This is a genomic window from Mesorhizobium sp. M0208 (assembly GCF_040322015.1).
Lineage (GTDB): Bacteria > Pseudomonadota > Alphaproteobacteria > Rhizobiales > Rhizobiaceae > Mesorhizobium.
The window spans coordinates 61,357-86,129 of the sequence record NZ_JAMYSP010000013.1 but is presented as its reverse complement, the minus strand read 5'-3'; the positions used below and the strand labels follow the sequence as shown (position 1 = coordinate 86,129).

Genomic DNA, 24,773 nt, shown 5'->3' with positions numbered 1-24,773 from the left:
CCGTCTAGAGCCAGTGATTGCGTCGGATGTATGCAACGCATTGTGGCGATTATGCAACAAGTGTGGCCGAGACGGAAATCTTTCGGCAATCGATCCCCTGGAAAGCGCTCGTAAAGGGATTCGTCTAGACCTGCCTGGACGATTTGTAGACGTTGACGCCGAGTTCGCGAATCTTCTTGCGCAGCGTGTTGCGGTTGAGCCCCAGCAATTCGGCAGCCTTGATCTGGTTACCGCGCGTTGCGGTCATCGAGGCGAGGACCAGCGGATATTCGACCTCGGAGAGGATTCGCTGATAGAGCCCGGCCGGGGGCAGGTCGCCGGCAAACGAGGCAAAATAGCGTTGCAGGAAATGCTCCACCGCCTGGCCGATGGAAAGGTCGTCGGGAATGAGGTTGCCGCCACCTGGAACGACAGGCCTTTCGCCGGTCTTCAACTCCGCCTCGATGATCTCGGCGGAAATCTCGTCCTGCGAATACAGTGCGGCCAGCCTGCGAATGAGGTTTTCGAGTTCGCGCACATTACCGGGCCATGGGTAGCGCTTCATCAGCTCGATGCCGCCGGTGGAAATGCGCTTGGTCTGCAAGCCTTCACTGACGCCGAGCTTGAAGAAGTGGCGGACGAGGTCCGGAATGTCCTCCGACCGCTCGCGCAGCGCCGGCAACCTGAGCGGCACAACGTTCAAGCGGTAGAACAGGTCCTCGCGGAAAAGCCCCTGATTGATCAGTGTGCGCAGGTCCTTGTTGGTGGCAGCGACGATGCGCACGTCGGTCTTGATCGGCGTGCGGCCGCCGACCGTGGTGTATTCGCCCTGCTGCAACACACGCAGCAGCCGCGTCTGCGCTTCCATCGGCATATCACCGATCTCGTCGAGGAAGAGCGTGCCGCCTTCGGCCTGCTCGAAACGGCCGGTGGAGCGGTTCTGCGCGCCGGTAAAGGCACCCTTCTCGTGCCCGAACAATTCCGATTCGATCAGGTCGCGCGGGATCGCCGCCATGTTGATGGCGACGAAGGGACCGCCTCGGCGGCGGCCGTATTCATGCAGCGCGCGCGCCACCAGTTCCTTGCCGGTACCCGACTCGCCGCTGATCATGACCGTCAGGTCGGTCTGCATCATGCGCGCCAGCATGCGGTAGATGTCCTGCATGGCCGCCGAGCGGCCGACCAGCGGCATCGTTTCCGGCGGCTCGTCGGCCCGCGTATCGATCTTCGGCCGCCGCGGCTCGGAAAGAGCGCGGTTGACGATGTTGAGCAGCTCCGTCAGGTCGAACGGTTTCGGAAGATACTCGTAGGCCCCGGTTTCGGAGGCACGAATTGCTGTCATGAACGTGTTCTGCGCGCTCATGACGATGACCGGCAGTTCCGGTCGCGCCTTCTTGATGCGCGGCAGCATGTCGAAGGCGTTCTCGTCAGGCATGACAACATCGGTGATAACCAGATCGCCCTCGCCCGCCGCAACCCAGCGCCACAGCGTCGAAGCGTTGGAGGTGACACGCACGTCGTGGCCGACGCGCGAAAGCGCCTGGTTGAGGACAGTGCGGATGGCCGCATCGTCGTCGGCGACGAGAATATTGCCGCGAACGGTCATTTGCGGTCTCCTTCACCGTCGTCTTCCGTGCCAAACTGGGTTTCTTTCCACGCCGGCATCAGGATGCGGAAAGTGGTGCCGCGCGGGGTCGATTCGCATTCAATGATGCCGCCATGCTCGCCGACGATCTTTGCGACCAGCGCCAGACCGAGACCGGAGCCGTTCGGCTTGGTGGTGATGAAGGGATCGAACAGGATCGGCAGGATATCTTCGGAGACACCCGAACCGTTGTCACGCACGCAGAATTCCAATGGCAGCGACACGCGGTCCTGCGTTCCGGGCACGGAAACACGGATGCCCGGGCGGAAGGCGGTCGACAGCATGATCTCGCCCTGCGGATCGCTGCCGATCGCCTCGGCGGCATTTTTTACCAGATTGAGAAACACCTGGATGAGCTGGTCGCGATTGGCAAAGACCGGAGGCAATGATGGATCATAATCCTCTAATATCTTGATCCGCTTGGCAAAACCGTTCTTGGCGATTGCTTTGACATGGTCGAGCACGACATGGATGTTGACAGGGTAGCGGTCGATCGGCCGCTCGTCCGAAAACACCTCCATGCGGTCGACCAGCGAGACAATGCGGTCGGTCTCGTCGGTGATCAGCCTGGTCAGTGCGCGATCCTCGTCGGACGCCGACAGTTCAAGCAGCTGCGCGGCTCCACGAATGCCGGACAGCGGGTTCTTGATCTCATGGGCAAGCATCGCGGCGAGGCCGGTAACCGAGCGTGCCGCGCCGCGATGCGTCATCTGCCGGTCGATCTTGTCGGCCATTGAGCGTTCCTGGAACATCACCACGACCGAGCCTGGAAATTCCGTCACTGGTGCGACGTAGAGGTCGACCACCTTCTCGATGCCGAGACGTGGCGACGACACGTCGACCCGGTATTCGTTGACCGGCGCCCGGCGCTCGCGCACCTGGTCGACAAGCGTCAGCAGCGGGCTGCCGAAAGGAATGAGCTTGTGCAGCGTGTTGCGGGCGAGCATCGTGGCGCTCGACCGGAAAAAATCCTCGGCATCGGCATTGGCGAAGGTGATGAAACCTTGCGGATCGACCATGATCACCGGCCGGCGAATGGTGTTGAGCACAATATGCGCGGCGTCCGCCATATCCGTGCTCTGTGTGACGGTGGCGTTCATGCCGCACTCCGCAGGTTCGCCGCTTCGGGAGCGGTTGAAAACATGTCACGCAGCAACGCAATGACACGCCCAGGCTCGAAAGACGTGAGTATGGCCTTGCGCCGGTCGTCGCTTGTGCCGCCGGCGTGGCGGTCGAGATACCAGCCGAGATGCTTGCGCGCCTGGCGCAATCCGCTTTCCACGCCATAGAGCGTCAGCATGTCTTCGTAATGGGCAATGACGTAGTCGCCCAGCGCTTGCGGGCTGGCCGGCATGCCGGCTACCGGCTCGGCCAGCGCGGCCGCTACAATGCTGCCGGCCGTCCAAGGCGCGCCATAGTGCGCGCGGCCGATCATCACCGCGTCGGCGCCGGACTGGTCGAGGATCGACGCTGCCTCCGCCGGCGAGCCGACATCGCCATTGGCAACGACCGGGATCGAGACGGCCTGCTTGACACGTGCGATGGCACGCCAGTCGGCCGTGCCCTGATAGAACTGGCAACGTGTGCGGCCGTGCACCGTCACCATCATCACCCCGGCCTGCTCGGCGCGTCGCGCCAGCATCGGCGCGTTGAGCGCGCCTTCGTCCCAGCCGAGCCGCATTTTGACCGTGACCGGCACGTCGACCGCGCCGACTACCGCTTCGATCAGCGACAGCGCGTGGTCGAGGTCTCGCATCAGTGCCGAACCGGCATAGCCGCCCGTCACCTTTTTGGCCGGACAGCCCATGTTGATGTCGATGATGTCGGCGCCTTCGCCGACCGCGATTCGCGCGCCCTCGGCCATGTGCATCGCTTCGCGGCCGGCAAGCTGGACCATGTGGACAGGCAGCCCGGAATGACGGATGCGCAGGCCCGAGCCAGCCCTGCCCTTTGCAAGCTCACCGCTCGCCACCATTTCCGAAACTACCAGCCCGGCGCCATGCGCATGGGCGCGCTGCCGGAACGGTTCGTCGGTAATGCCCGACATCGGCGCGAGAAACACGCGGTTGTGGATTCTCACGCCACCCACGTCCAGCGGTGAAGCCAATTTGGTCACATCAGGCATGCACAAAAACCAAGCATCTTCGATTGCTGCACATTCTCTAGCCAGAACGACGGCAATGTGCAACGCGCAATGTCGTGACATTAAGGCGCATTTGGGAAAAAAAGGATCGCCGGACCGCATCAATCCTGGGTCTTCCGAAAGCGATACCACTTTTCGGGATCATGCGCTAAGCGTCTCGGCATGAGAGATGTGAGCGAAAAGCAAGCTGCGGACGACAAGGTCGCGGTGGTCATCGTTGCCGCCGGCCGCGGCGCGCGCGCCGGACAGGCCAATGGGCCGAAGCAGTACCAGCAGATTGGCGGCGGCGCCGTTATCGCACGCACGCTCGACGCCTTTCTGACGCATCCAAAAATTGGAGCTGTCGTCGTTGCTATCCATGCCGACGACGGCGCGCTTTTTCGCCGTGCGGCCGGTGCGAACGCCGACCGTGTCGTCGCGGTCACCGGCGGTACGTCACGGCAGGAGTCCGTCCGCCTTGGACTGCTGGCGTTGAGAAGCCATGCGCCGGGCCGGGTCCTGATCCATGATGCGGCTCGGCCGTTTGTCGATGCGGAACTGATAGACCGTACGATCGCCGCCATTGAAGAGCGCCAGGGAGCGCTGCCTGCTTTGCCCGTTGCTGATACGCTGAAGCGCGAAACGGCCGAAGGCATGATCGGCGAAACAGTGTCCAGGGCCGGGCTCCATGCCGCACAGACACCGCAAGGCTTTCCGTTCTGGCCGATCCTGGCTGCGCACGAAAAGGCTCATCATCTGGGCAAGGCGGATTTCACCGACGATGCGGCAATCGCCGAATGGGCGCATATTCCGGTGAAGATCGTTCCCGGCTCGCCGGACAATGTCAAACTGACCTGGGCAAGGGATATTGCGATGGCGGATCAGCGGCTTTCCGGGGGGGCACGTTTTCCGGACATCCGAACCGGCAATGGCTATGACGTCCATGCGTTCGAGCCCGGCGACCATGTCACCCTGTGCGGCGTCGCCATTCCACACGACAGGAAGTTATCCGGCCATTCGGATGCCGATGTCGGTCTCCATGCCTTGACCGACGCCCTGCTGGCCACCTGCGGCGCCGGTGACATCGGCACGCATTTCCCGCCCTCCGACCCGCAGTGGAAAGGGGCCGCTTCACGCATCTTCGTCGAACACGCGGTGAAGCTGGTGCGCGAGGGCGGCGGGCGCATTGCCAACGCCGACATCACCCTGATCTGCGAGGCGCCGCGCGTCGGCCCACATCGCGAGGCAATGACCGAAGCGCTTTCGGCAATGCTGCGAATTTCGCGCAATCGCATCTCGATCAAGGCGACAACCAATGAGAAGCTCGGCTTCGTCGGCCGTGAGGAAGGCATAGCGGCCATCGCGACCGCCAGCGTTGTGTTTCCAGGGGATGTCCCCGAGTGAGCAATAGCGATCTCGCAGATGCCCTGCTTCAGGCCTGCCAGCAGCGCGGCATCATGCTGGCGACGGCGGAGAGCTGCACCGGCGGCATGATCATCGCCGCGCTGACCGACATCGCCGGCTCTTCCGCGGTGGTCGATCGCGGCTTCATCACCTATTCCAACCAGGCCAAGACCGAGATGCTCGGCGTCTCGGCCGCTACGCTCGAGGCGCACGGCGCAGTCTCGCGCGAGACTGCGGTGGAGATGGCGGCCGGAGCCTTGGCGCATTCGCCGGCCGGGCTCGCCCTGGCGGTGACTGGCATCGCCGGTCCGGACGGCGGCTCTGCGGAAAAACCTGTCGGCCTGGTCTGGTTCGGCGTTGCCGTGGCTGGCCGGCCGGTAGTCAGCGAATGCCAGCTGTTCGCCGACAAGGGCCGTGATTTCATCCGCCGGGAGACGGTGCGGCATGCGCTTGAACTGGGTCTACGCGCGCTCGCTGCGGATCAGGCTGCCGATGGCGCGCCGTAGGTGATTTCGGCCCGTTTCTCGAACGCCTCGGAGAACATGCGGAAGGCGCGGTCGAACATGGTTCCCATCAACGCACCCAAAATGCGGCTCTTGAACTCGTAGTCGATAAAGAAGCAGACGTTGCAACCGCCGCCGTCCGCCGGGTCGAAGCGCCAGACATTGCTCAGATATTTGAAAGGGCCGTCGATATATTTGACATCGATGGCGTTCTCGTCCGGCTTCAGCAGCACCTGCGTGGTAAAGGTCTCGCGGATCGCCTTGTAGCCGATGCTCATGTCGGCGATGAGCAAGGTGCGTCCGTCGCGTTCCTTGCGCGAACGAACCGTCAGTGCCTCGCAAAGCGGCAGGAATTGCGGATAGGATTCGATATCGGCAACCAGAGCGAACATCTGCTCCGGCGTATGCGCAACGCGGCGATGGGCTTCGAATTGTGGCATGAAACCAGTGTGTTAGGCGGACTTCCTGAGAAACGCTTCGCGCGCCGCGCGTAGTCTGGCGAAATCGTCGCCGGCATGGTGCGACGAGCGCGTCAGCGGGCTTGACGCCACCAGCAGGAAGCCCTTGGTCTTGCCGATCGTCTCGAAGGACTTGAATTCCTCCGGCGTGACGAAGCGGATCACCGGATGGTGCTTCTTCGACGGCTGCAGATATTGGCCGATGGTCATGAAGTCGACATTGGCCGAACGCAAATCGTCCATCAGCTGCAGGATTTCGTTCCGCTCCTCGCCAAGGCCGACCATGATGCCGGACTTGGTGAAGATCGAGGGGTCGAGTTCCTTGACCCGCTGCAAGAGCCTGATCGAGTGGAAATAGCGCGCACCCGGCCGAACAGTCAGATAGTTAGACGGCACGGTCTCGAGATTATGGTTGAAAACGTCCGGCTTGGCCGCCACGACGATCTCCAGTGCACCGTCCTTGCGCAGGAAATCGGGCGTCAGGATTTCGATCGTCGTCGATGGGGTCGCTGCCCTGATCGCACGGATGACATCGGCAAAATGCTGGGCCCCGCCATCGGCGAGATCGTCGCGATCGACGGAGGTGATGACGACATGGCTCAACCCCATCTGCTTGACCGCATGCGCGACACGCGCCGGCTCGTCGGGATCGAGTGCGGTCGGGATGCCGGTGGCGACATTGCAAAAGGCGCAGGCCCGCGTGCAGATCTCGCCCATGACCATGAAGGTGGCGTGCTTCTTCTCCCAGCACTCGCCGATATTGGGGCAGCCCGCCTCTTCGCAAACCGTCACCAGTTTGTGAGATTTCACGATTTCGCGCGTCTCGGCATAGCCTTTCGACATCGGCGCCTTGACGCGGATCCAGTCAGGCTTGCGCAGTACGTCCTGATCCGGCTTGTGCGCCTTTTCGGGATGCCGCAGGCGCGGCGCATTGGCAATCGTGTCGAGGACGGTGACCATGTGAAACCCGGCTCATTGGCAAGCGCTTGTCCAGCGCTCGCTCTACCCACGTCATCTAGGACTTTTCGGCGAAAAGAAAAAGGCCGCGATCACGCATGCCGCGGTGGCCTTTTTCGCATAGCAAGTGCCGACAGAGGTTAGCGGCGCACCAGTCGTCCGACCGCAATCAGAATGCAGGCACCGATGAAGCCGGTGATCAGATAGGCTATCCAGCCGACGCCGAAGATGCCGATGTTCAGGGCCTGCAAGATGGCGTTCAACACGATTGCGCCGACAATGCCGAGAACGATGTTCATGAGGATGCCGGTATTGCTCTTCATGACCATCTCGGCGAGCCATCCCGCCAGGCCGCCGATGATGATGGCTGCAACCCAGCCCACGCCGTTCATTTCCATATGCCCTCTCCTTGTATGATGGATGATGCCTGCGAAACGAATTGCTCTGCCGTCGAGTTCCTTTGTGTCTTCCGTGTGAGACTCGCCCAACTAATTTATCATGCATTCAGTGCGCGGCCATAGGCGTCGAGTACACTCTCCTTCATCATCTCCGACAGCGTCGGGTGCGGGAAGATCGTGTGCATCAGCTCTTCCTCGGTGGTCTCCAGATTCATCGCCACGACGAAGCCCTGGATCAGTTCGGTTACTTCTGCGCCGACCATGTGGGCACCCAGCAACTGGCCGGTCTTCTTGTCGAAAATGGTCTTGACGAAGCCTTGGTCCTCGCCGAGCGCAATCGCCTTGCCGTTTGCCGCGAACTGAAAGCGGCCGACGCGGATGTCCTTTCCGTCGGCTTTCGCTTTGGCTTCCGTCAGTCCGACCGAGGCGACTTGCGGATTGCAATAGGTGCAGCCCGGGATCTTCAGCTTGTCGATGGCATGCACGCCGGGGAAATTGGCGATCTTTTCCACACAGACCACGCCCTCATGCTCGGCCTTGTGGGCGAGCATCGGCGGTCCGGCAACGTCGCCGATGGCGTAGACGCCCGGCACATTGGTCTTGCCGTAGCCGTCGACGACGACGCAACCGCGGTCCGTCTTCACGCCGAGCGTCTCGAGGCCGAGGTTCTCGATATTGCCTTGTACGCCGACGGCCGAGATCATGCGATCGGCGGTGATCTTCTCGACCTTGCCGTCCTTCATCTCGACATGCGCGGTGACCGAGTTAGTGCCCTTCTCGACCTTGGTCACCTTGGCTTCTAGGATGATCTTCATGCCCTGCTTCTCGAACTGCTTCTGCGCGAATTTCGAGACCTCGGCGTCCTCGACCGGCATCACAGCCGGCAGCAGTTCGACCACCGTCACCTCGGCGCCCATGGTGCGGTAGAATGAGGCGAACTCGATGCCGATGGCGCCCGAGCCCATCACCAGCAGCGATTTCGGCATCTCTTTCGGCACCATCGCCTCGAAATAGGTCCAGATCAACTTGCCGTCAGGCTCGATGCCGGGCAGGGCGCGCGGCCTGGCGCCGGTCGCCAGGATGATGTGCTTGGCGCTATAGGTGCCCTCGCCCTTGACGCCCTTGGGCGCCGGCGGCTGCGGCTCCATCGGCTTCTTCGACGATTTCGACACGACGATCTCGCCAGGTTTGGTCAGCTTGGCTTCGCCCCAGATGACGTCGACCTTGTTCTTCTTCATCAGGAAGCCGACGCCGCCGTTGAGCCGCAGCGAGACCTTTCGCGAGCGATCGACGACGGCGGCTGTGTCGACGCCGACCTTGCCATCGATCTTCAGGCCGTAGTCCTTCAGATGATCCGAATAGTGCATGATCTCGGCGGAGCGCAGCAGCGCTTTGGTCGGAATGCAGCCCCAGTTGAGGCAGATGCCGCCCAAGTGCTCGCGCTCGACGATCGCCGTCTTGAAGCCAAGCTGGGCCGAACGCACTGCAGTGACATAGCCGCCGGGGCCGGAGCCGATGATGATGACGTCGTAGTTCTCAGCCACGGCTTTCTCCTTCACAATTCCAACATGAGGCGCACGAGCGGCGCCAGCGCTTGCCCGACGTTCCGCGTGTTTTCGGCATCGAGATGGACGCCGTCGAGCGGCGTGGTTTTGGCCACCGTGCCGGCATCGAAGAAGCCACAGCCGGCCTCGTCGGCAAGGGCGGAATATTGCGGCGCCAGCCGCTTTGACGCGTCATCGCCGCCAGCGAACATTTCCTTGAACTCGGCGTTTTCCGTGCGGCTGACTACGGGCGGCGCGACGATCAGGATCTGCGGCGCCGGCCAATTGAACGGGTAATCGTGACCGCGCACGATATCGATCAGGCGTTGCATGCCTTGCTTTGCCGCGACAGGATTGCCGTGAATCCACGGCTTCATATCGTTGGCGCCGAGCATGACGACGATCAGATCGATCGGTGCGTGCGTCGTCAGGATTGTTGGCAACAGCCTTGCGCCATTGCGGTCCGCCCCGGCCAAGTGATCGTCGAAGGCGGTGGTTCGGCCATTCAGGCCTTCGGCAACGACCTCGACGCCGCTGCCCAATGCCGCCTGCAGCACGCTCGGCCAGCGATCTTCCAGCGGGTGCCGGCCGAGGCTTGCCGCGTCATAGCCCCAGGTCAGCGAATCGCCATAGCAGAGGACCGTTTTCATGCGTTTTCCCCCCTCCAACAAAGACCTATCCGCAATCGCTACCGCCCGAACAGCCAATGTACGATAATCGTTTACGAGCCGGATTGGATGGAGGCGAAAAGGCTGGTGTAGAATTTCCGCACCGCCCTGTTCCCTGCTTAGACCAGCATGCCCATCGGATTTTCGATCATGCGCTTGAAGGCGACGAGCAGCTCGGCGCCGAGCGCACCGTCGACTGCGCGGTGATCGGTCGACAGCGTCACCGACATGATTGTTGCGATCTTGATCTCGCCGTTCTTCACCACCGCGCGTTGCTCGCCGGCGCCGACCGCCAGGATCGTCGCATGCGGCGGGTTGATGACGGCAGAAAAATCCTTGACGCCGAACATGCCGAGATTGGACACCGCCGTGGTACCGCCCTGATATTCTTCCGGCTTCAGCTTGCGGCTGCGGGCGCGGCCGGCAAGATCCTTCATCTCGTTGGAGATGACGGACATCGTCTTTTCGTCGGCACGCCGGATGATGGGGGTGATGAGGCCGCCGGGGATCGACACGGCAACGCCGACATCGGCGTGCTTGTGCTTGATCATGGCGTTTTCTGTCCACGACGCATTGGCGTCCGGAACCGCCATCAGCGCCATGGCCAGAGCCTTGATGACCATGTCGTTGACCGACAGCTTGTAGGCCGGCGTTTCGCCCTTCTCGGTCTTCTTCACCGGGGCGGCCGCATTGATCTGTGTGCGCAGGGCCAGAAGTGCATCGAGTTCGCAGTCGAGCGTCAGATAGAAATGCGGAATGGTGGTCTTGGCCTCGACCAGCCGCCGCGCAATGGTCTTGCGCATATTGTCGTGCGGGATCAGCTCGTAGGAGCCTTCGGCAAACAGTTTGAGCACCTGCTCGTCCGGCATCGCCTTGGGTGCTGCGGTCGCAGGTGCCGCAGCGCCGGCGGGCGCCGCTTTTGCTGCTGGTGCCGCCTTGGCGCCGCCACTGGAAATCGCGGCATCGACGTCGGCCTTTACCACGCGGCCGTGAGGGCCGGAGCCGGTCAGCGCCGCGACATCTATACCAGCTTCGCTGGCAATGCGCCGGGCCAGCGGCGAGGCGAAGATGCGCTCACCGTTTGCATGGCCGTTGGCGGCCGGCGCCGCTTCCGCCTTAGCTGCAGGTGCGGCAGGCTCCTGCTTCGGCGCTTCGGGCTTTGGTGTTTCAGCTTTGGAGGCGTCCGCTTTCGGAGCCTCAGCCTTTGCCGGCGCAGCGCCGTCACCGCTTTTCGCGGCGGCCGCCGCATCCTCCCCCTCAGCCGCCAGCACCGCGATCAGCGCATTGACCTTGACGCCTTCAGTGCCCGCCGGAACCACCAGCTTGGCGACCGTGCCTTCGTCGACGGCTTCGACTTCCATCGTTGCCTTGTCGGTCTCGATCTCGGCAATCACGTCTCCCGGCGAGACCTTGTCGCCTTCCTTGACCAGCCACTTGGAAAGGTTGCCCTCTTCCATTGTGGGCGACAGCGCCGGCATGGTGATGTTGATAGGCATTTTGTCCTCCGCCCTGCTCAGCGATATGTGACGGCTTTGACCGCCTCGACGACCTCGCCGACATTGGGCAACGCCAGCTTTTCGAGGTTCGCTGCATAGGGCATCGGCACGTCCTTGCCGGCAATGGTGATGACCGGTGCGTCGAGGAAATCGAAGGCACGCTGCGAGACCTGATTGGCGATATGGTCGCCGACCGAGTTCTGCGGAAAGCCTTCCTCGACCACCACCAGGCGATTGGTCTTTTTGACCGAGGCGATGATCGTGTCGAAGTCGAGCGGGCGGATGGTGCGCAAGTCGATTATCTCGGCATCGATGCCCATGCCACGCAACTCCGCCTCGGCCTTAATCGCGTAGGTCATGCCGATGCCGAACGAGACGATGGTCACGTCCTTGCCGGATTTGTGAATGCGCGCCTTGCCGATCGGCAGCACGAAATCGTCCATCTTCGGCACGTCGAAGGAGTGGCCGTAAAGGATTTCGTTCTCGAGGAAGATGACCGGGTTCGGGTCGCGGATCGCCGCCTTGAGCAGACCCTTGGCGTCGGCGGCGGTATAAGGCATCACCACCTTCAAGCCGGGAATATGGCTGTACCAGGCGGCATAGCACTGCGAATGCTGCGCGGCGACGCGGGCAGCAGCGCCGTTCGGGCCGCGAAAGACGATCGGGGCGCCCATCTGGCCGCCGGACATATAGAGCGTCTTGGCGGCTGAATTGATGATCTGGTCGATCGCCTGCATGGCGAAGTTGAAGGTCATGAATTCGACGATCGGCTTCAGGCCGGCCATCGCCGCGCCAACACCAACGCCGGCAAAGCCGTGCTCGGTGATCGGCGTGTCGACCACGCGTCTCGGACCGAATTCCTGCAACAGGCCTTGCGTGATCTTGTAGGCGCCCTGGTACTCGGCGACTTCCTCGCCCATGACGAAGACGTCGCCGTCGCGGCGCATTTCCTCCGCCATTGCATCGCGCAAGGCTTCACGCACTGTGGTCGAGACCATTTCGGTGCCGGCCGGGATGTCGGGATCGGCGGCAATTTCCAGCTTGGGCGAGGCGGCAACAGGTGCTGCCGCTTCGTTCTTGGCCGGAGCAGCCGCGGGGGGCGGAGCAGCCGCGGGCGCTTCCGCTTGCGACTCAACAGCCTCCTCGCCGATACCTTCGCCTGCCTCGTCGATGTCTTCGCCATCGACGGCCAGCACGGCGATCAGCGTGTTGACTTTGACACCCTCGGTGCCGGCAGGAACCACGATCTTGGCAAGCGTGCCGTCGTCCACGGCTTCGACTTCCATCGTTGCCTTGTCGGTCTCAATCTCGGCAATGGCGTCACCCGCCGCGACCTTGTCGCCCTCTTTCTTCAACCATTTGGAAACATTACCCTCTTCCATGGTCGGCGAGAGGGCGGGCATGAGAATTTCGATCGGCATGTCCTTGCCCTCTCGTTAAAGTACGATGTCGGTCCAGAGCTCGGACGGATCCGGCTCCGCGTCGTTCTGGGCAAATTCCGCGGCGTCGGCGACGACGTCGCGGACTTCCTTGTCGATGGCCTTGAGTTCGTCCTCGCTTGCCCATTTCTTGTCGAGCAGCCGCGCCTTGACCTGCTCGATCGGGTCACGTTCGGAGCGCATTTTCTGCACTTCTTCCTTGGAGCGGTATTTTGCCGGATCCGACATCGAATGGCCGCGGTAACGATAGGTCTGCATTTCGAGAATGAGCGGCCCGTTGCCGGCGCGGCACCATTCGGCGGCGAGGTCGCCGGCGGCCTTAACGGCGCGCACATCCATGCCGTCGACCTGGATGCCTGGAATCTTGAAGGAGGCGCCGCGGTGCGAGAAATCCGTCTCGGCCGAAGAGCGCGAGACCGAGGTGCCCATGGCGTAGCGGTTGTTCTCGATGATGTAGATCACCGGAAGCTTCCACAGCGAGGCCATGTTGAAGCTTTCGTAGACCTGGCCCTGGTTCGCGGCGCCATCGCCGAAATAGGTCAGCGTCACATTGTTGTTGCCGCGATAGCGGTTGGCGAAGGCAATGCCGGTGCCGAGCGACACTTGCGCGCCGACGATGCCGTGGCCGCCGTAAAAATGCTTCTCCTTGGAGAACATGTGCATGGAGCCGCCCTTGCCTCTCGACAGGCCGCTACGGCGCCCGGTCAGTTCGGCCATGACGCCGCGCGGTGACAACTCCATGGCCAGCATATGACCATGGTCGCGATAGGCGGTGATCATCTGGTCGCCATCGATCAGCGCCATCTTCATGCCGGTAACGACCGCTTCCTGGCCGATGTAGAGGTGGCAGAAACCGCCGATGAAGCCCATGCCGTAAAGCTGGCCGGCCTTTTCCTCGAAGCGGCGGATGAGCAGCATGTGCCGGTAGGCGGCAAGCTCCTGGTCTTTGGTGAATTCAACAGGCTTCGGGGTGGAAAGGCCCGGCGTTTTACCGTCTGATTTGGATTTGGCAGGCGCTTTTCTGGTGGCGGTGGCCATGCATCACTCCCTGTTGGCGTCTCTTGGCGGACAGCGAGGGAGATCAGTTCTCCCACCGATTTGAGGCAGGCTAACATGCAGGGAAGGCTTTCGCCATGCCGAAAACGCATGGCTGTCATGCATCTAAGCAATTAAAATCATTGCAAATATCGCCGATTAACTGAAATCGGGTTATCTTGCGACCGGCAACATGATGGTGATCTCGTCGGCGTGAGACAGATTAAGCGCCTTGCGCGCTTGCTCGTCCAGCATGTCCTTCTCCAGCGTGCCCTCATGCATCAGCTGAACGCGGCGCTCGAGATCGATCCGACGTGCCTTGACGGTATCGAGCCTGCCCTGCAATTCGGCAGTCTCAGCTTCGAGCTGATACTTGGAATAGATGCCGAACTCGCCATGATAGGCATGGAAACCGAAATAAGTCAGGAACACCACGCAGAGCGAGGGGATGATCAGCCGGCCGGTGTTTCTTTGCTTGTGCTGGCGTGTCCACATGGTCCGAATCCTCTACGCCGCCTTTGTCGCCCGATTGTGCTTAATGGACGGTTACAGCCTGTTGGATTCAGAGCCAGGAAGCAAAAAAGGGCGGGAATGTCCCCGCCCTCGCCGCCACGGATTTTCTCTCGAAATCAGCTTTTCACGATCGACTTGCCGGCATATTGCGCCTGCTTGCCGAGCTCCTCCTCAATGCGGATGAGCTGGTTGTACTTGGCCATGCGATCCGAGCGCGACAGCGAGCCCGTCTTGATCTGCCCGCAATTGGTGGCAACGGCGAGGTCGGCGATGGTCGAATCCTCGGTCTCGCCCGAGCGGTGCGACATCACCGCGGTATAGCCGGCCTTGTGCGCGGTCTCGACGGCGTCGAGCGTTTCGGTAAGCGAGCCGATCTGGTTGACCTTGACCAGGATCGAATTGGCGACACCCATGCGGATGCCGTCGCGCAGCCGCGCCGTGTTGGTGACGAACAGATCGTCGCCAACCAGCTGCGTTTGCTTGCCGATGAGATCGGTCAGTATTTTCCAACCGTCCCAGTCATCCTCCGCCAGGCCGTCCTCAATGGTGATGATCGGGTAGTCGGCAGCAAGTTTGGCCAGATATCTGGCCTGTGCCTTCGGGTCGCGGGTTTTCCTCTCGCCTTCATAGACGTAGTTGCCATCCTTGAAGAATTCGGTCGCCGCGCAGTCGAGACCTAGCGCAACCTCCTCGCCAGGCTTGAAGCCAGCCTGCTCGATCGATTCCATGATAAAGTCGAGCGCGGCCGGCGCACTCTTCAGGTTGGGAGCAAAGCCGCCCTCGTCGCCGACGTTGGTGTTATGGCCGGCGTCCTTCAGCTTCTTTCGCAGCGTATGAAAGATCTCCGAGCCCCAGCGCACGCCGTCGCGCAGCGTCGGCGCGCCGATCGGCAGGATCATGAATTCCTGGAAATCGATCGGGTTGTCGGCATGCGCGCCGCCATTGATGATATTCATCATAGGCACCGGCAGCACATGGGCCTTGGTACCGCCGACATAACGGTAGAGCGGCAGGTCGGCCGCTTCGGCCGCGGCCTTGGCCACCGCCAGCGACACGCCGAGGATGGCATTGGCGCCGAGCCGGCTCTTGTTGGCCGTACCATCGAGCTCGATCATGGTCTGGTCGATATGGATCTGATTCTCTGCCTCCATGCCGCCGATCGCCTCGAACAGCTCGCCGTTCACCGCCTCGACCGCCGTGAGCACGCCCTTGCCGAGATAGCGGGGGCCGCCATCGCGCAGTTCGACCGCCTCATGCGCGCCGGTAGAGGCACCGGACGGCACCGCGGCGCGACCCATCGAGCCATCTTCGAGCACGACGTCGACCTCGACGGTCGGATTTCCGCGGCTGTCCAGGATTTCACGCCCGACAATGTCGATGATGGCCGTCATTGCGATGTCCCCGATTGATCGATTGAAGCGTCGCGCACCTCTTAGCCAAAGCGCCGCAAAACGCAATCGGGGCAGTTGCAAATATTGCCCCGCGCCCATTGCCGCTCTTGGGACTCACGAAGCACAAAACACTGTCATCATTTGTCATAGGCCGCATGCCGGTTTCTGGTTTATGGCTGTTGTCGCGCGGGGCGAAACAGGAGGAGTTTCGCCATGTCCCAGTTGAGCGGTATTGTGAGTTTGTTCCTGATCGCGGCTGCGTTCCTGACGTCGTGCGACAATCAGCAACCCCCGCAGGGATCGTCGCCTTTGCCGGCCCTGCAGATTGCGCAGTAGCAACCCGCCACATCGAAAGGCCCCCGATTTCCCGGGGGCCTTTTTTGATTCCAGGAGACTTAGTCAGTGCCAGTAAGGTCAATGCCAGTAAGGCTCGACCTTGTAGTAGTTGTATGAGGCGTCACGTGCGGCCTCGCCGTCGGCGCCGGTCAGCTCGTTGATCGAGTAAGAAGGAGCGGCCATCAGCTGGTCTTTGGTGAACGGCACGACATAGCCACCCTTGTTCTCGTCATAATCAAGGCTCGCCCACGGAATGGCGTGGTATTTCTCGCCAATGCCGACAAATCCGCCAAAACCGATGACGGCAAACATGATTCCGTTCGACAATTTGTCGAGCATGACGTCCTCGATGTCGCCGATATGAGTGCCTTCCGTGTTGTAGACCGATGTGCCGATAACCCGCGAAGCGGCGATGGCTTCGGTGTGTCCCGTCTGGGTCGTCATGGTATTCTCCTCGTCGTCGTTGACATTAGATTTTGACAATGAGGGCCGCGGGCTAAGGTTCCAGGCGGGTTCGAAATTCTTCAAAGTTTTCCTGACGACGCTGCTGTGGCGCAACTGCTGGTTCAACCCACGCTCTTGGCGATGCGATCGAAGGCCATCAGTCGTTCAAGCAATGCGGGAAGATCCTTTAGCGGCACCATGTTGTGACCGTCGGAAGGCGCGTTGTCGGGGTCCTGGTGCGTCTCGATGAAGACGCCGGCGACGCCAACCGCGACGGCCGCGCGCGCCAGCGTCTCGACAAAGCGCCGGTCGCCTCCAGACGAACCGCCCTGCCCACCCGGCTGCTGCACGGAATGGGTGGCATCGAAAATCACCGGCGCACCGATCTCGGCCATGATCGGCAGCGCCCGCATGTCGGACACCAGGGTGTTGTAACCGAAGGATGCGCCGCGCTCGGTCACCAAGACATTGGCGTTGCCGGAGCCGATGATCTTGGCGACGACGTTTTTCATGTCCCACGGCGCGAGGAATTGGCCCTTCTTCACATTGACCACCTTGCCGGTTCTTGCCGCAGCAATCAGCAAATCGGTCTGGCGGCTGAGGAAGGCAGGAATCTGCAGGATATCGGCATGCGGAGCGACGATCGCGCATTGTTCCTCAGTGTGGACGTCAGTCAGGATCGGCAGCACAAAATTCTTGCGCAAGTCGTCGAAGATAGGCATTGCCGCTTCAAGCCCCGCGCCGCGCGTGCCGCCAAGCGAGGTGCGATTGGCCTTGTCGTAGCTGGTCTTGTAGACGAGCCCAATGCCGAGCCTTTCAGTCAATTCCTTTAGCGCACCGGCCATGTCGAAAGCGTGCTGCCGCGATTCCAGCTGACATGGACCGGCGATCAGCGATAAGGGCGCGCTGTTGCCGAAAATGACTTTGCCGACCGCAACGGAAGAGTTCGGCATCAGTGGATTGAGCTTGTTCATGCGATCTCCCGGAAAATGAAGGCGGCGCCCTGCCCTGGCGCCGGCGGCACGATGATATCACCGCCGCGCGTGTGGTGTTCGACGGAATTGGCTGCAAGCAGCTTGGCGACGGCGTCGGCGTGCCTAATCGAAAAGACGATCCCAGCAAAGCGGAGTTCAGATGGCGCGCCGGCAGGAATGCCGAAGCGTGCCGAATAGGCTGCAGGATCCAGAATGGTTACAACGGCATTCGGCAGCTCATAGACAGTGCCGCCCTGCGCCTCGATTCCGGCTGCGATCGAAATCAAGCGGCCTTGTTCGAAAGGTTCGCCAGTGACTGCTACGACTTCGACAATGCCGGTTGCGCCATTAGCGTGGACCTGCAACGCAGTGCGGTCGATGTTCGGCGCATTGATCCGCTCGCAGGCGAAGAGAAAAGCGTCCGTTGCCTTGCCTGTAGCCGCGAAGGCCAGTTTGAACGATGCGGTTTCGCTCGTTCCCGTCGCATCGGTGAAGGCGCGCGAAAAGCTTAGCGCGTCTCCCGCCGACAGACCGGCTTCCATGTAGCGCGCGTAGTCCGCGGCGGCGCTTTCGGTGCCCAGCGCCACGGCAGAAAATCCTTCATCGCCGTTTTCTTCGCGATAGGTGCGATCACGCGCGACAAAGACATTGCGGTTCGCGATCGCCTTTGCCACGGCCTGTCTGTCGGCGACCACGAGCGGCTCGAGATAGGTGCCGTCGGTGAGGAAGACACAGCAGTTTTCCGTTCCGAAAGGGTGGATACCTGTCGGGGCAACGGTAAAGCCAAGCAGGGTCAAGCGCGCCCGCGCAATATCGAGGCTCGCGGTCGGCAGCACCAAGTGATCGAGCGGATGAGGCCTTGCGGAGGTGTTCTCGGTCATGTCCGCGCGATGTGCCTCATTCCTGAAAATGGTTCAAGGGCTTGGCCGACGCCTCAGCGGCAAGACCACTATCAGCGGGTAGTGGACGGCGGCTCGTCACCTTGCAACGATGTCGGCCGAATAACGCAATTCGCGTAGCGGTTTGACCCGGCTGGTCGTCTCTGCATAGAGCGGATGCGCCTTGTAGGCGGCGAGCGCCGCTTCGTCCTCGAACTCGGCGTAGACGACCACATCGATCTCATCCGAGAGCGGGTCGACCTTGGTGTTGAGCGTTACCTCGAAATGACGCGAATGAGGTATCTTGCCAAGCTCAAGGAGGCCCGTGCGCACTGCCTCGACATCCGCTTTATGCCGTGCGCTGAAGAAAACGATATGCCGGATCAACCCAGCCTCCTCGACCGTTGGACCGGCGTTCTTTTGTGTCAGCGGCAGCGTGCCGTCAATCGGCAGGTTTGTCGCGTCTGCGAACCGTAGCAGCGAAGAGAAACTACACCATGCTGGTTACATAGTGCACGATGCGGGTCACCTCCCTGACCGTCCTGTCGAGGTAGCGGCCTTGGTTGTAAATGCCGTCCCAGATCAGGAAAAAGGTGACGGTCGTGATGACGATGACATAGCGCATGACTAAAACTAGCGCATATGGACGGCTGCAACCATAACGATTCCAACGCTGCTGGGGACCCTCCCCGGGAATCTTTAGCGGCCGTTTGATCTGCCCGGCCGTCAAAAAGTCCGATCGTGACGCAGGATGCGGCCATAACGGCCAATGGGAAATCATATCATGCGCAGACGGACGATCTCCCTCGTTGCAATTCTTGTCGCTGCAGGCGGCATCTGGCTCAACAACACCTCGCTGCTTTCGAGCCGGCCGGCCGGCACCCCTTCGGTGCTTGCGCATCGCGGCCTGGCTCAGGATTTCGACCGTACGAACCTCGGATCGGAAACATGCACGGCCGCTCGCATGCTGACGCCGCGCCATTCCCTCCTCGAGAACACGATACCGTCGATGGAAGCCGCCTTCGCGCTCGGTGCGGACGCGCTCGAACTTGATGTCCATCCTACCACGGACGGCAAGTTCGCCGTCTTCCACGATTGGACGCTGGATTGTCGCACCGACGGCAAGGGTCAAACGCGCAGCCATGCAATGTCCGAATTGAAGGCGCTCGATATTGGTTATGGCTACACTGCCGATGGCGGCAAGACCTTTCCGTTTCGCGGCAAGGGTGTCGGCATGATGCCGTCGCTGGATGAAGTCTTGCAGCGCTTCCCGAACCGACGCTTCAACATCAACGTCAAAAGCAACGATCCCAAGGAAGGCGAGATGCTGGCTGCCTGGCTCGCCACATTGACGCCGGCCGAGCGCGCCAATCTGACGGTCTATGGCGGCGACAGGCCTATGGACGCGGTCAAGGCAGCGTTGCCGGATACGCACACGCTGAGCCGCGCATCCCTGACGCGCTGCATTCTTCGCTACACTGCGCTCGGCTGGAGCGGCTACGTTCCTGATGCCTGCCGCCAGGGCACTTTGCTCATCCCCGTCAATATCGCAAAGTGGATGTGGGGCTGGCCGGACCGTTTTCTCGACCGTATGGACGGTGTCGGCAGCCATGTCTACCTGCTCGGTCCCTATTCCGGCGGCGGCTTTTCACAAGGCCTCGACGACCCAGCCTCGATCGACCAACTGCCGGACGATTATTCCGGTGGGATTTCGACGGACGCACTGGATCTGGTCATGCCTGCCATCAAGCGGCGTTTCGCACCACGTGGGTGACAAGGCCATCTGCTGGAAAAAGGTTTGCCATACCGGACAGTATCTTAGCGCTGAGACAGTTTCGAGTCGACGCTCAAATCCTCACCTAGAGAGTGATGCGGTACTTGGCAAACCCTGCTTCGCCCTCGCCCGCCGGCTCGATCTTCAGCGACGTCACTTGCGCAATGAAATCCTTTGCCCTGGCGCCGGTCTGGAATACGACGCTGGTTCCCGGTAGTGGCGCAAACGACCAGTTGGCGTCCGCCGACGGATTGATGGTGCCTTTGCTGACGATATAACGCACGATCACATCGCGGTTGGTGTCGGGCGCTTCGTAGATGATCTTCGAGGCATTGATCTGCGGGAAATTGCCTCCGCCGCCGGCTCGGTAGTTGTTGGTGGCGACGACGAATTTCCGCTTGGGATCAATTGGATTGCCGTTGAACATCAAGTCAATGATGCGGTTCGAGCCAGCATTCACCAGCCCGCCCTTCGAATCATATTTCGGTGGCTGCGACAGATCGATTTTGTAGGTGACGCCGTCGATCACGTCGAAATTATAGGATGGGAAGTCAGTGTTGATGAGCGCCTGGTCGGCTTTGCCCGGTTCGATCCGGTTGAAGATGCCGGCCGACATTTCCAGCCATTCCTTCACCTCCGCTCCGGTGATTTCGACGGCGCGCACCGTGTTTGGATAGAGGTAGAGGTCGGCGACGTTCTTGATGGCGATATCGCCCACCGGCACGTCGGTGTAGTAGTCGGCGCCGTTGCGCCCACCCGCCTTGAACGGTGCCGCTGCCGACAGCAGCGGCATATCCTTCCACTCGGTGTTCTTCAGGATGTCCTTCAAGTACCAGGTCTGCGCCTGACTGACGATCTGGACCGATGGATCGTCGGCGACCAGCGCAAAATAGGAATAGAGCGGCGCCGAGGTTTTGCCGACAGGCCGGCGCACATAGGCGAGCGTCGCCTCGTGATCCTGTTTGAGCGCGTCGACGATGCGCTGGTCGTCCGCGACGGTCGGCTTGTTCGTCTTGTCGACCCGCTCAAAGATCGGCCTGGCCTCAGAGGTCGCCGAGACGATTTTCCATGTCGATCCGTCGCGCTCCAGCAACAGATCGATCAGCCCCATATGCGAGCCCCAGAAGCCGGCCATAACGGCGGGCTTGCCTTGCAGCGTGCCTTTCGCCGGATCGACGGCTTCCAGCAACTGAAAGTCCTTCTTGCCAGGGAAGACGAGGTGCTGGTGGCCGGTGAACACCGCATCGATGCCTTCGACACCTGCCACGAAGACGGAGGCATTCTCCATCATGTCGCTTTGCTTCACGTCGATGCCGGAATGGGAGAGCGCAATGACGATGTCGGCGCCTTCTTCCTTCATTTGCGGCACCCACGCCTTGGCCGCCTCGACGATGTCGCGCGTCTTGACACTGCCTTCGAGATTTTTCAGGTCCCAGACCATGATCTGCGGCGGCACGAAGCCAATGATGCCGATCCTGATCGGTTGCTCGGCGCCCGATCCGTCTTTGATCTTCCTGTCGAGGATGACATACGGCTTGAGATAGAGCTTGTCGTCGCGCGGGTTCGCGGCGAGCTCGGTGCCGCGGATCAGGTTCGCGCAGACGAACGGGAAATTGGCGCCGGCCAGCACCTTGTCCATGAACGACAGGCCATAGTTGAACTCGTGGTTGCCGAGCGTCGAGCATTCGTAGCCGAGCAGGTTCATGCCCTTCATGACCGGATGCAGATCGCCATCCTTCATCCCTCTCTCGTAGGCGATGTAGTCGCCCATCGGGTTGCCTTGTAGAAGGTCGCCATTATCGACCAGCATCGCGTTGGTTGCTTCCTTTCGCACGGCTTCAATCAACGATGCCGTTCGCGACAGCCCCATCGTGTCGTTGGCTTTGTCGGCGTAGTATCGTAAGGCAGCACATTCACGTGGATGTCGGTCGTCTCCATAATTCTCAGATGCGCCTGATTGGCTTGAGCACGGGCGGAGAACGGGTGCAGCATGATCAGCGCTCCGCTGGCGGCAACGCCGGCGAGGAAATCGCGGCGTGAGACGAGGTGGCGCAGTTGGGACATTCGTTTTCTCCTTCTTCCACGACGTGACAAGTCCTGCCCTAAGCAAAGCTTCGCGCCGAAATCCAGCCGAGTCCAGAAGCCGATTCCATCAAGAGGAGGTGACGCGCCGATGAATGTCCGGCAGCGAACAATCAGCCCTTATCGTCGTCGCCCTGGGTGATCAACCGCGCGCTGCGCTGACCGGTGAAGTAGATCCATAGCCAGCTCAGGGAAACCGCAAGCCGGTTACGAAAGCCGATCAGGAAGTAGATATGCGCCAAGCCCCACAGCCACCAGGCAAGCCGGCCGGTGAGCTTGATCCAGCCGAAATCGATGGCCGCGGCGCGCTTGCCGATCGTCGCCAGATCGCCGTCATGCCTGTAGCTGAAAGGACGCGGTGTCGCGTCACCGGCAAGCCTTGCCTTGATCGTCGCGGCGACGTGCCGCCCCTGCTGCTTGGCGGCCGGCGCGACGCCCGGCACCAGCCGGCCATCCGGCCGCAGGACGTGCGCTGCGTCACCGATGACGAAAATCTCCGGGTTTCCCGGCACACTCAGGTCGGGCTCGACAAGCACCCTGCCCGCGCGGTCCGCTGCCGCGCCGAGCCATTCGGCGGCCGGCGAAGCGGCGACGCCCGCCGCCCACAGGATTGTCCTGGCCGGCAAGTGTGTGTCGCCGAAGACGACACCCTCGGCATCGCAGCGCGTAACCGCCCGGCCGAGTTCGACGGTCACGCCGAGCCTTTCGAGCGCCTTCGTTGCATAACCGGAGAGTTCGGGAGCGAAATTGGAGAGGATGCGGTCGCCGGCCTCAATCAGCACCACACGCGTCTGCCGCGTGTCGATGTTGCGGAACTCACCGCGCAGCGTGTCGTGCGCCAGCTCAGCAATGGTGCCGGCCAGTTCCACGCCGGTCGGCCCGCCGCCGACGATCGCCAGCGTCAGCAATGCCTGACGCTTGGCGGGATCGGTTTCCCGTTCGGCCCGCTCGAAAGCCAAAAGAATACGCCGTCGAATGGTGGTGGCGTCCTCCAGCGTCTTCAGGCCCGGGGCGAACGGTTCCCACTCGTCATGGCCGAAATAGGCGTGCCGCGCGCCGGTCGCCAGCACAAGCGTGTCGTAAGCGACCGTGCCACCGTCCTGCAGCAGCACGCGCTTGCCGGTGCGGTCGATGCCGGTAACGGTGGCGAGCAGCGTCGTCACATCATCGCGCTTGCGCAGGAGATGGCGGATCGGCCAGGCCACTTCGGAGGTGGCCAGCGCCGTCGTCGCCACCTGGTAGAGTAGTGGCTGAAAGAGGTGATGATTACGCCTGTCGATCATGGTGATGCGCGCCGGCGCGCCGGCAAGTGCGCGGGTGAATTCGAGACCGCCGAATCCGGCGCCCACGACGACGACGTGATGGTTGGTTGTGTTCATCTCACTCATCCCTCTCGCCAAGGCTGATGTAAGTGTCCTTGTGCAGTGCAGCAATGCCTGCGCTGCAACTAACTGGGAGTCGTCTCTTGATGTCGTGAATACGCATGCTGCAGACTCGTTCCCAGATATAGCCTGCGTCCACGATACGACTTGGTTGGAACTGTATATTGCAGGTGAAGCATGGCTAGGGATGAAGACGAAGGCTCAGCGCAGTACGCCTCCCCGCCTTGTTTTATGCACGAGCTCGACCCGGAGTTCCAAGCTCCGCTATCCGACTGGACCGACGTAAGGCGCTGGCGCAAGGCCGAGCGCCAGCGATTGATCGCATCCCGCCTTGCCGTTTCAGCCGACACGCGCGCAGCCATGTCGCAGCGCATTGCCGAAGGGCTCGACGCGGTGATCGGTGACGTCGCCGGCCGCGTGGTTAGCCTCTATTGGCCGTTTCGCGGCGAGCCGGACCTGCGCCCGTGGATGGAAACCGTCAACGCGCGGGGCGGGCGCACGGCGTTGCCCGTCGTCGTCGAGAAAGACCGGCCGCTTGTCTTTCGCGCCTATACCCACGGAGACCGGCTAGAGAAGGGCGTCTGGAATATCCCGATACCGGCTGACGGCGATCCGGTGTTACCCGACATAGTCATTTCGCCGATTGTCGGCATCGATCCTGAGCAGTTTCGCCTGGGCTATGGCGGCGGCTTCTTCGATCGTACGCTTGCCGCGATGCCCTTCAAGCCGCTGGTCATCGGCGTCGGCTACGAACTGCAGCGCATCGTCAGCATCTACCCGCAGCCACACGACATTCCGATGGACCGTGTGGTGACCGAGGCAGTCAACACCTAGGCGAGTTCGGGCCTAGGCGAGTTCAGGTTTCATTCCCACGGCCGTGCGATCGACGATTTCGCGCAAGGCAAAAGACGAATTGATCTTCGTCACATGCGGCATTGCCGACAGCCACTCCTTGTGGATACGTTCGTAGTCGACGAGATCCTTTGCCGCTATGCGCAGGATGTAGTCATATTCGCCCGACATCAAATGGCAGGATAGGACGTTCGGGCAGCGCTTTATCGCCGCCTCGAAATCCGACAACGTCTTCTCGAATTGCCCGGACAGCGATATATGCACGATCGCCGTCATCTGGTGCCCAAGTGCAGCGTTGGACAGCCGGGCGTGATAGCCGCGGATGGTTCCGGATTTCTCCAGATTGTCCAGCCGCCGCGAACAGGCCGACTGCGATAGGCCGACCTTCTCGGCGAGCGCTGCATTGGGTATCCGCCCATCCTTCTGCAACGTCTCAAGAATGGCAATATCAATCCTGTCGAGCGGCATTTTTGCGAGTTCCTGCGACAATTGCAATGTT

25 protein-coding genes and 1 pseudogene are annotated in these 24,773 nt (G+C 61.4%); 5 read left to right on the top strand and 21 right to left on the bottom strand.

What is annotated here, in order from left to right:
- Nucleotides 1-124: 124 nt before the first annotated feature.
- Genes ntrC through dusB form a run of 3 tightly spaced genes read right to left on the bottom strand, consistent with a single transcriptional unit; the run spans nucleotide 125 to nucleotide 3,749 of the window.
- On the bottom strand, nucleotides 125-1,585 hold the full coding sequence (gene ntrC / locus NKJ17_RS15450) for a nitrogen regulation protein NR(I) (RefSeq protein ID WP_254817199.1): 1,461 nt from the start codon (nucleotides 1,583-1,585) through the stop codon (nucleotides 125-127).
- On the bottom strand, nucleotides 1,582-2,724 hold the full coding sequence (locus NKJ17_RS15445) for a two-component system sensor histidine kinase NtrB (protein WP_352507408.1): 1,143 nt from the start codon (nucleotides 2,722-2,724) through the stop codon (nucleotides 1,582-1,584). Before NKJ17_RS15445 ends, ntrC begins: the two co-directional genes overlap by 4 nt.
- Nucleotides 2,721-3,749: a tRNA dihydrouridine synthase DusB gene (dusB, locus tag NKJ17_RS15440; RefSeq protein WP_352689294.1), complete on the bottom strand. Its 1,029-nt coding sequence runs from the start codon at nucleotides 3,747-3,749 to the stop codon at nucleotides 2,721-2,723. The genes NKJ17_RS15445 and dusB overlap by 4 nt, the downstream gene beginning before the upstream one ends.
- Before the next feature lie 180 nt (nucleotides 3,750-3,929).
- Between dusB and NKJ17_RS15435 the strand changes: the two genes are divergently transcribed.
- Entirely contained in the window at nucleotides 3,930-5,150 is a 1,221-nt protein-coding gene (locus NKJ17_RS15435; protein ID WP_352507411.1) for a bifunctional 2-C-methyl-D-erythritol 4-phosphate cytidylyltransferase/2-C-methyl-D-erythritol 2,4-cyclodiphosphate synthase, read from the top strand.
- A complete protein-coding gene (locus NKJ17_RS15430) occupies nucleotides 5,147-5,656 on the top strand; it encodes a CinA family protein (RefSeq protein WP_352507412.1) in 510 nt (169 codons plus the stop codon). Before NKJ17_RS15435 ends, NKJ17_RS15430 begins: the two co-directional genes overlap by 4 nt.
- On the opposite strand, the gene NKJ17_RS15425 is transcribed toward NKJ17_RS15430, so the two are convergent.
- From NKJ17_RS15425 to eno, 10 genes are all read right to left on the bottom strand, one after another.
- The gene (locus tag NKJ17_RS15425) at nucleotides 5,632-6,093 is read right to left on the bottom strand and encodes a type II toxin-antitoxin system RatA family toxin (RefSeq protein ID WP_352689293.1); all 462 of its coding nucleotides are present in this window, start codon (nucleotides 6,091-6,093) and stop codon (nucleotides 5,632-5,634) included. The genes NKJ17_RS15430 and NKJ17_RS15425 overlap by 25 nt on opposite strands.
- A 12-nt stretch (nucleotides 6,094-6,105) precedes the next feature.
- Nucleotides 6,106-7,071, bottom strand: coding sequence for a lipoyl synthase (gene lipA / locus NKJ17_RS15420; RefSeq protein ID WP_352507414.1), 966 nt, complete (start codon nucleotides 7,069-7,071; stop codon nucleotides 6,106-6,108).
- Between the two features lie 137 nt (nucleotides 7,072-7,208).
- Nucleotides 7,209-7,466: a GlsB/YeaQ/YmgE family stress response membrane protein gene (locus tag NKJ17_RS15415; protein ID WP_023675081.1), complete on the bottom strand. Its 258-nt coding sequence runs from the start codon at nucleotides 7,464-7,466 to the stop codon at nucleotides 7,209-7,211.
- 98 nt (nucleotides 7,467-7,564) lie between these two features.
- The gene (gene lpdA / locus NKJ17_RS15410; RefSeq protein ID WP_352507415.1) at nucleotides 7,565-9,010 is read right to left on the bottom strand and encodes a dihydrolipoyl dehydrogenase; all 1,446 of its coding nucleotides are present in this window, start codon (nucleotides 9,008-9,010) and stop codon (nucleotides 7,565-7,567) included.
- A gap of 11 nt (nucleotides 9,011-9,021) precedes the next feature.
- On the bottom strand, nucleotides 9,022-9,660 hold the full coding sequence (locus tag NKJ17_RS15405; RefSeq protein WP_352507416.1) for an SGNH/GDSL hydrolase family protein: 639 nt from the start codon (nucleotides 9,658-9,660) through the stop codon (nucleotides 9,022-9,024).
- Nucleotides 9,661-9,797: 137 nt separating this feature from the next.
- On the bottom strand, nucleotides 9,798-11,174 hold the full coding sequence (locus NKJ17_RS15400) for a pyruvate dehydrogenase complex dihydrolipoamide acetyltransferase (protein ID WP_352507417.1): 1,377 nt from the start codon (nucleotides 11,172-11,174) through the stop codon (nucleotides 9,798-9,800).
- Nucleotides 11,175-11,191: 17 nt separating this feature from the next.
- Entirely contained in the window at nucleotides 11,192-12,595 is a 1,404-nt protein-coding gene (locus NKJ17_RS15395) for a pyruvate dehydrogenase complex E1 component subunit beta (protein WP_352507418.1), read from the bottom strand.
- A 15-nt stretch (nucleotides 12,596-12,610) separates the two neighbouring features.
- The gene (gene pdhA / locus NKJ17_RS15390; protein ID WP_352507419.1) at nucleotides 12,611-13,651 is read right to left on the bottom strand and encodes a pyruvate dehydrogenase (acetyl-transferring) E1 component subunit alpha; all 1,041 of its coding nucleotides are present in this window, start codon (nucleotides 13,649-13,651) and stop codon (nucleotides 12,611-12,613) included.
- A gap of 171 nt (nucleotides 13,652-13,822) precedes the next feature.
- The gene (locus NKJ17_RS15385) at nucleotides 13,823-14,143 is read right to left on the bottom strand and encodes an FtsB family cell division protein (RefSeq protein WP_352507420.1); all 321 of its coding nucleotides are present in this window, start codon (nucleotides 14,141-14,143) and stop codon (nucleotides 13,823-13,825) included.
- A gap of 134 nt (nucleotides 14,144-14,277) precedes the next feature.
- Complete coding sequence (gene eno, locus NKJ17_RS15380; protein WP_352507421.1) at nucleotides 14,278-15,552, bottom strand: phosphopyruvate hydratase; 1,275 nt, start codon at nucleotides 15,550-15,552, stop codon at nucleotides 14,278-14,280.
- Between the two features lie 213 nt (nucleotides 15,553-15,765).
- Here eno and NKJ17_RS15375 point away from each other — a divergent pair, with 213 nt between their 5' ends.
- Nucleotides 15,766-15,888, top strand: a complete 123-nt coding sequence (locus NKJ17_RS15375; RefSeq protein WP_084642452.1) for a hypothetical protein — start codon at nucleotides 15,766-15,768, stop codon at nucleotides 15,886-15,888.
- 78 nt (nucleotides 15,889-15,966) lie between these two features.
- Here NKJ17_RS15375 and NKJ17_RS15370 read toward each other — a convergent pair whose 3' ends face one another.
- The 5 genes from NKJ17_RS15370 to NKJ17_RS15350 all read right to left on the bottom strand — a co-directional run bounded on the left by NKJ17_RS15370 (nucleotide 15,967) and on the right by NKJ17_RS15350 (nucleotide 18,809).
- Nucleotides 15,967-16,332 carry a PRC-barrel domain-containing protein gene (locus NKJ17_RS15370; protein ID WP_352689292.1) on the bottom strand — a complete coding sequence of 122 codons (366 nt, stop codon included), beginning with the start codon at nucleotides 16,330-16,332 and terminating at the stop codon, nucleotides 15,967-15,969.
- 122 nt (nucleotides 16,333-16,454) lie between these two features.
- Nucleotides 16,455-17,306, bottom strand: coding sequence for a 3-deoxy-8-phosphooctulonate synthase (gene kdsA, locus NKJ17_RS15365; protein WP_352507422.1), 852 nt, complete (start codon nucleotides 17,304-17,306; stop codon nucleotides 16,455-16,457).
- Nucleotides 17,303-18,187, bottom strand: coding sequence for a VOC family protein (locus NKJ17_RS15360; RefSeq protein WP_352507423.1), 885 nt, complete (start codon nucleotides 18,185-18,187; stop codon nucleotides 17,303-17,305). The genes kdsA and NKJ17_RS15360 overlap by 4 nt, the downstream gene beginning before the upstream one ends.
- A gap of 96 nt (nucleotides 18,188-18,283) precedes the next feature.
- On the bottom strand, nucleotides 18,284-18,571 hold the full coding sequence (locus tag NKJ17_RS15355; protein ID WP_352507424.1) for a Dabb family protein: 288 nt from the start codon (nucleotides 18,569-18,571) through the stop codon (nucleotides 18,284-18,286).
- 103 nt (nucleotides 18,572-18,674) lie between these two features.
- Entirely contained in the window at nucleotides 18,675-18,809 is a 135-nt protein-coding gene (locus NKJ17_RS15350; protein ID WP_292655342.1) for a hypothetical protein, read from the bottom strand.
- A 159-nt stretch (nucleotides 18,810-18,968) separates the two neighbouring features.
- Between NKJ17_RS15350 and NKJ17_RS15345 the strand changes: the two genes are divergently transcribed.
- Nucleotides 18,969-19,958, top strand: coding sequence for a glycerophosphodiester phosphodiesterase family protein (locus NKJ17_RS15345; RefSeq protein WP_352507425.1), 990 nt, complete (start codon nucleotides 18,969-18,971; stop codon nucleotides 19,956-19,958).
- A gap of 85 nt (nucleotides 19,959-20,043) precedes the next feature.
- Here NKJ17_RS15345 and NKJ17_RS15340 read toward each other — a convergent pair.
- Both NKJ17_RS15340 and NKJ17_RS15335 read right to left on the bottom strand, forming a co-directional pair.
- Nucleotides 20,044-22,022, bottom strand: a pseudogene (locus NKJ17_RS15340) (bifunctional 2',3'-cyclic-nucleotide 2'-phosphodiesterase/3'-nucleotidase).
- A gap of 131 nt (nucleotides 22,023-22,153) precedes the next feature.
- Nucleotides 22,154-23,419 (bottom strand): NAD(P)/FAD-dependent oxidoreductase, encoded by a 1,266-nt coding sequence (locus tag NKJ17_RS15335; protein ID WP_352689290.1) that lies wholly within the window; start codon nucleotides 23,417-23,419, stop codon nucleotides 22,154-22,156.
- A 180-nt stretch (nucleotides 23,420-23,599) separates the two neighbouring features.
- On the opposite strand from NKJ17_RS15335, the gene NKJ17_RS15330 reads away from it, so the two are divergent.
- Complete coding sequence (locus NKJ17_RS15330) at nucleotides 23,600-24,256, top strand: 5-formyltetrahydrofolate cyclo-ligase (protein WP_352689288.1); 657 nt, start codon at nucleotides 23,600-23,602, stop codon at nucleotides 24,254-24,256.
- Between the two features lie 12 nt (nucleotides 24,257-24,268).
- Here the strand turns inward: NKJ17_RS15330 and NKJ17_RS15325 are convergent, their stop codons facing one another.
- On the bottom strand, nucleotides 24,269-24,742 hold the full coding sequence (locus NKJ17_RS15325) for an Lrp/AsnC family transcriptional regulator (protein WP_023675099.1): 474 nt from the start codon (nucleotides 24,740-24,742) through the stop codon (nucleotides 24,269-24,271).
- Nucleotides 24,743-24,773: the final 31 nt, after the last annotated feature.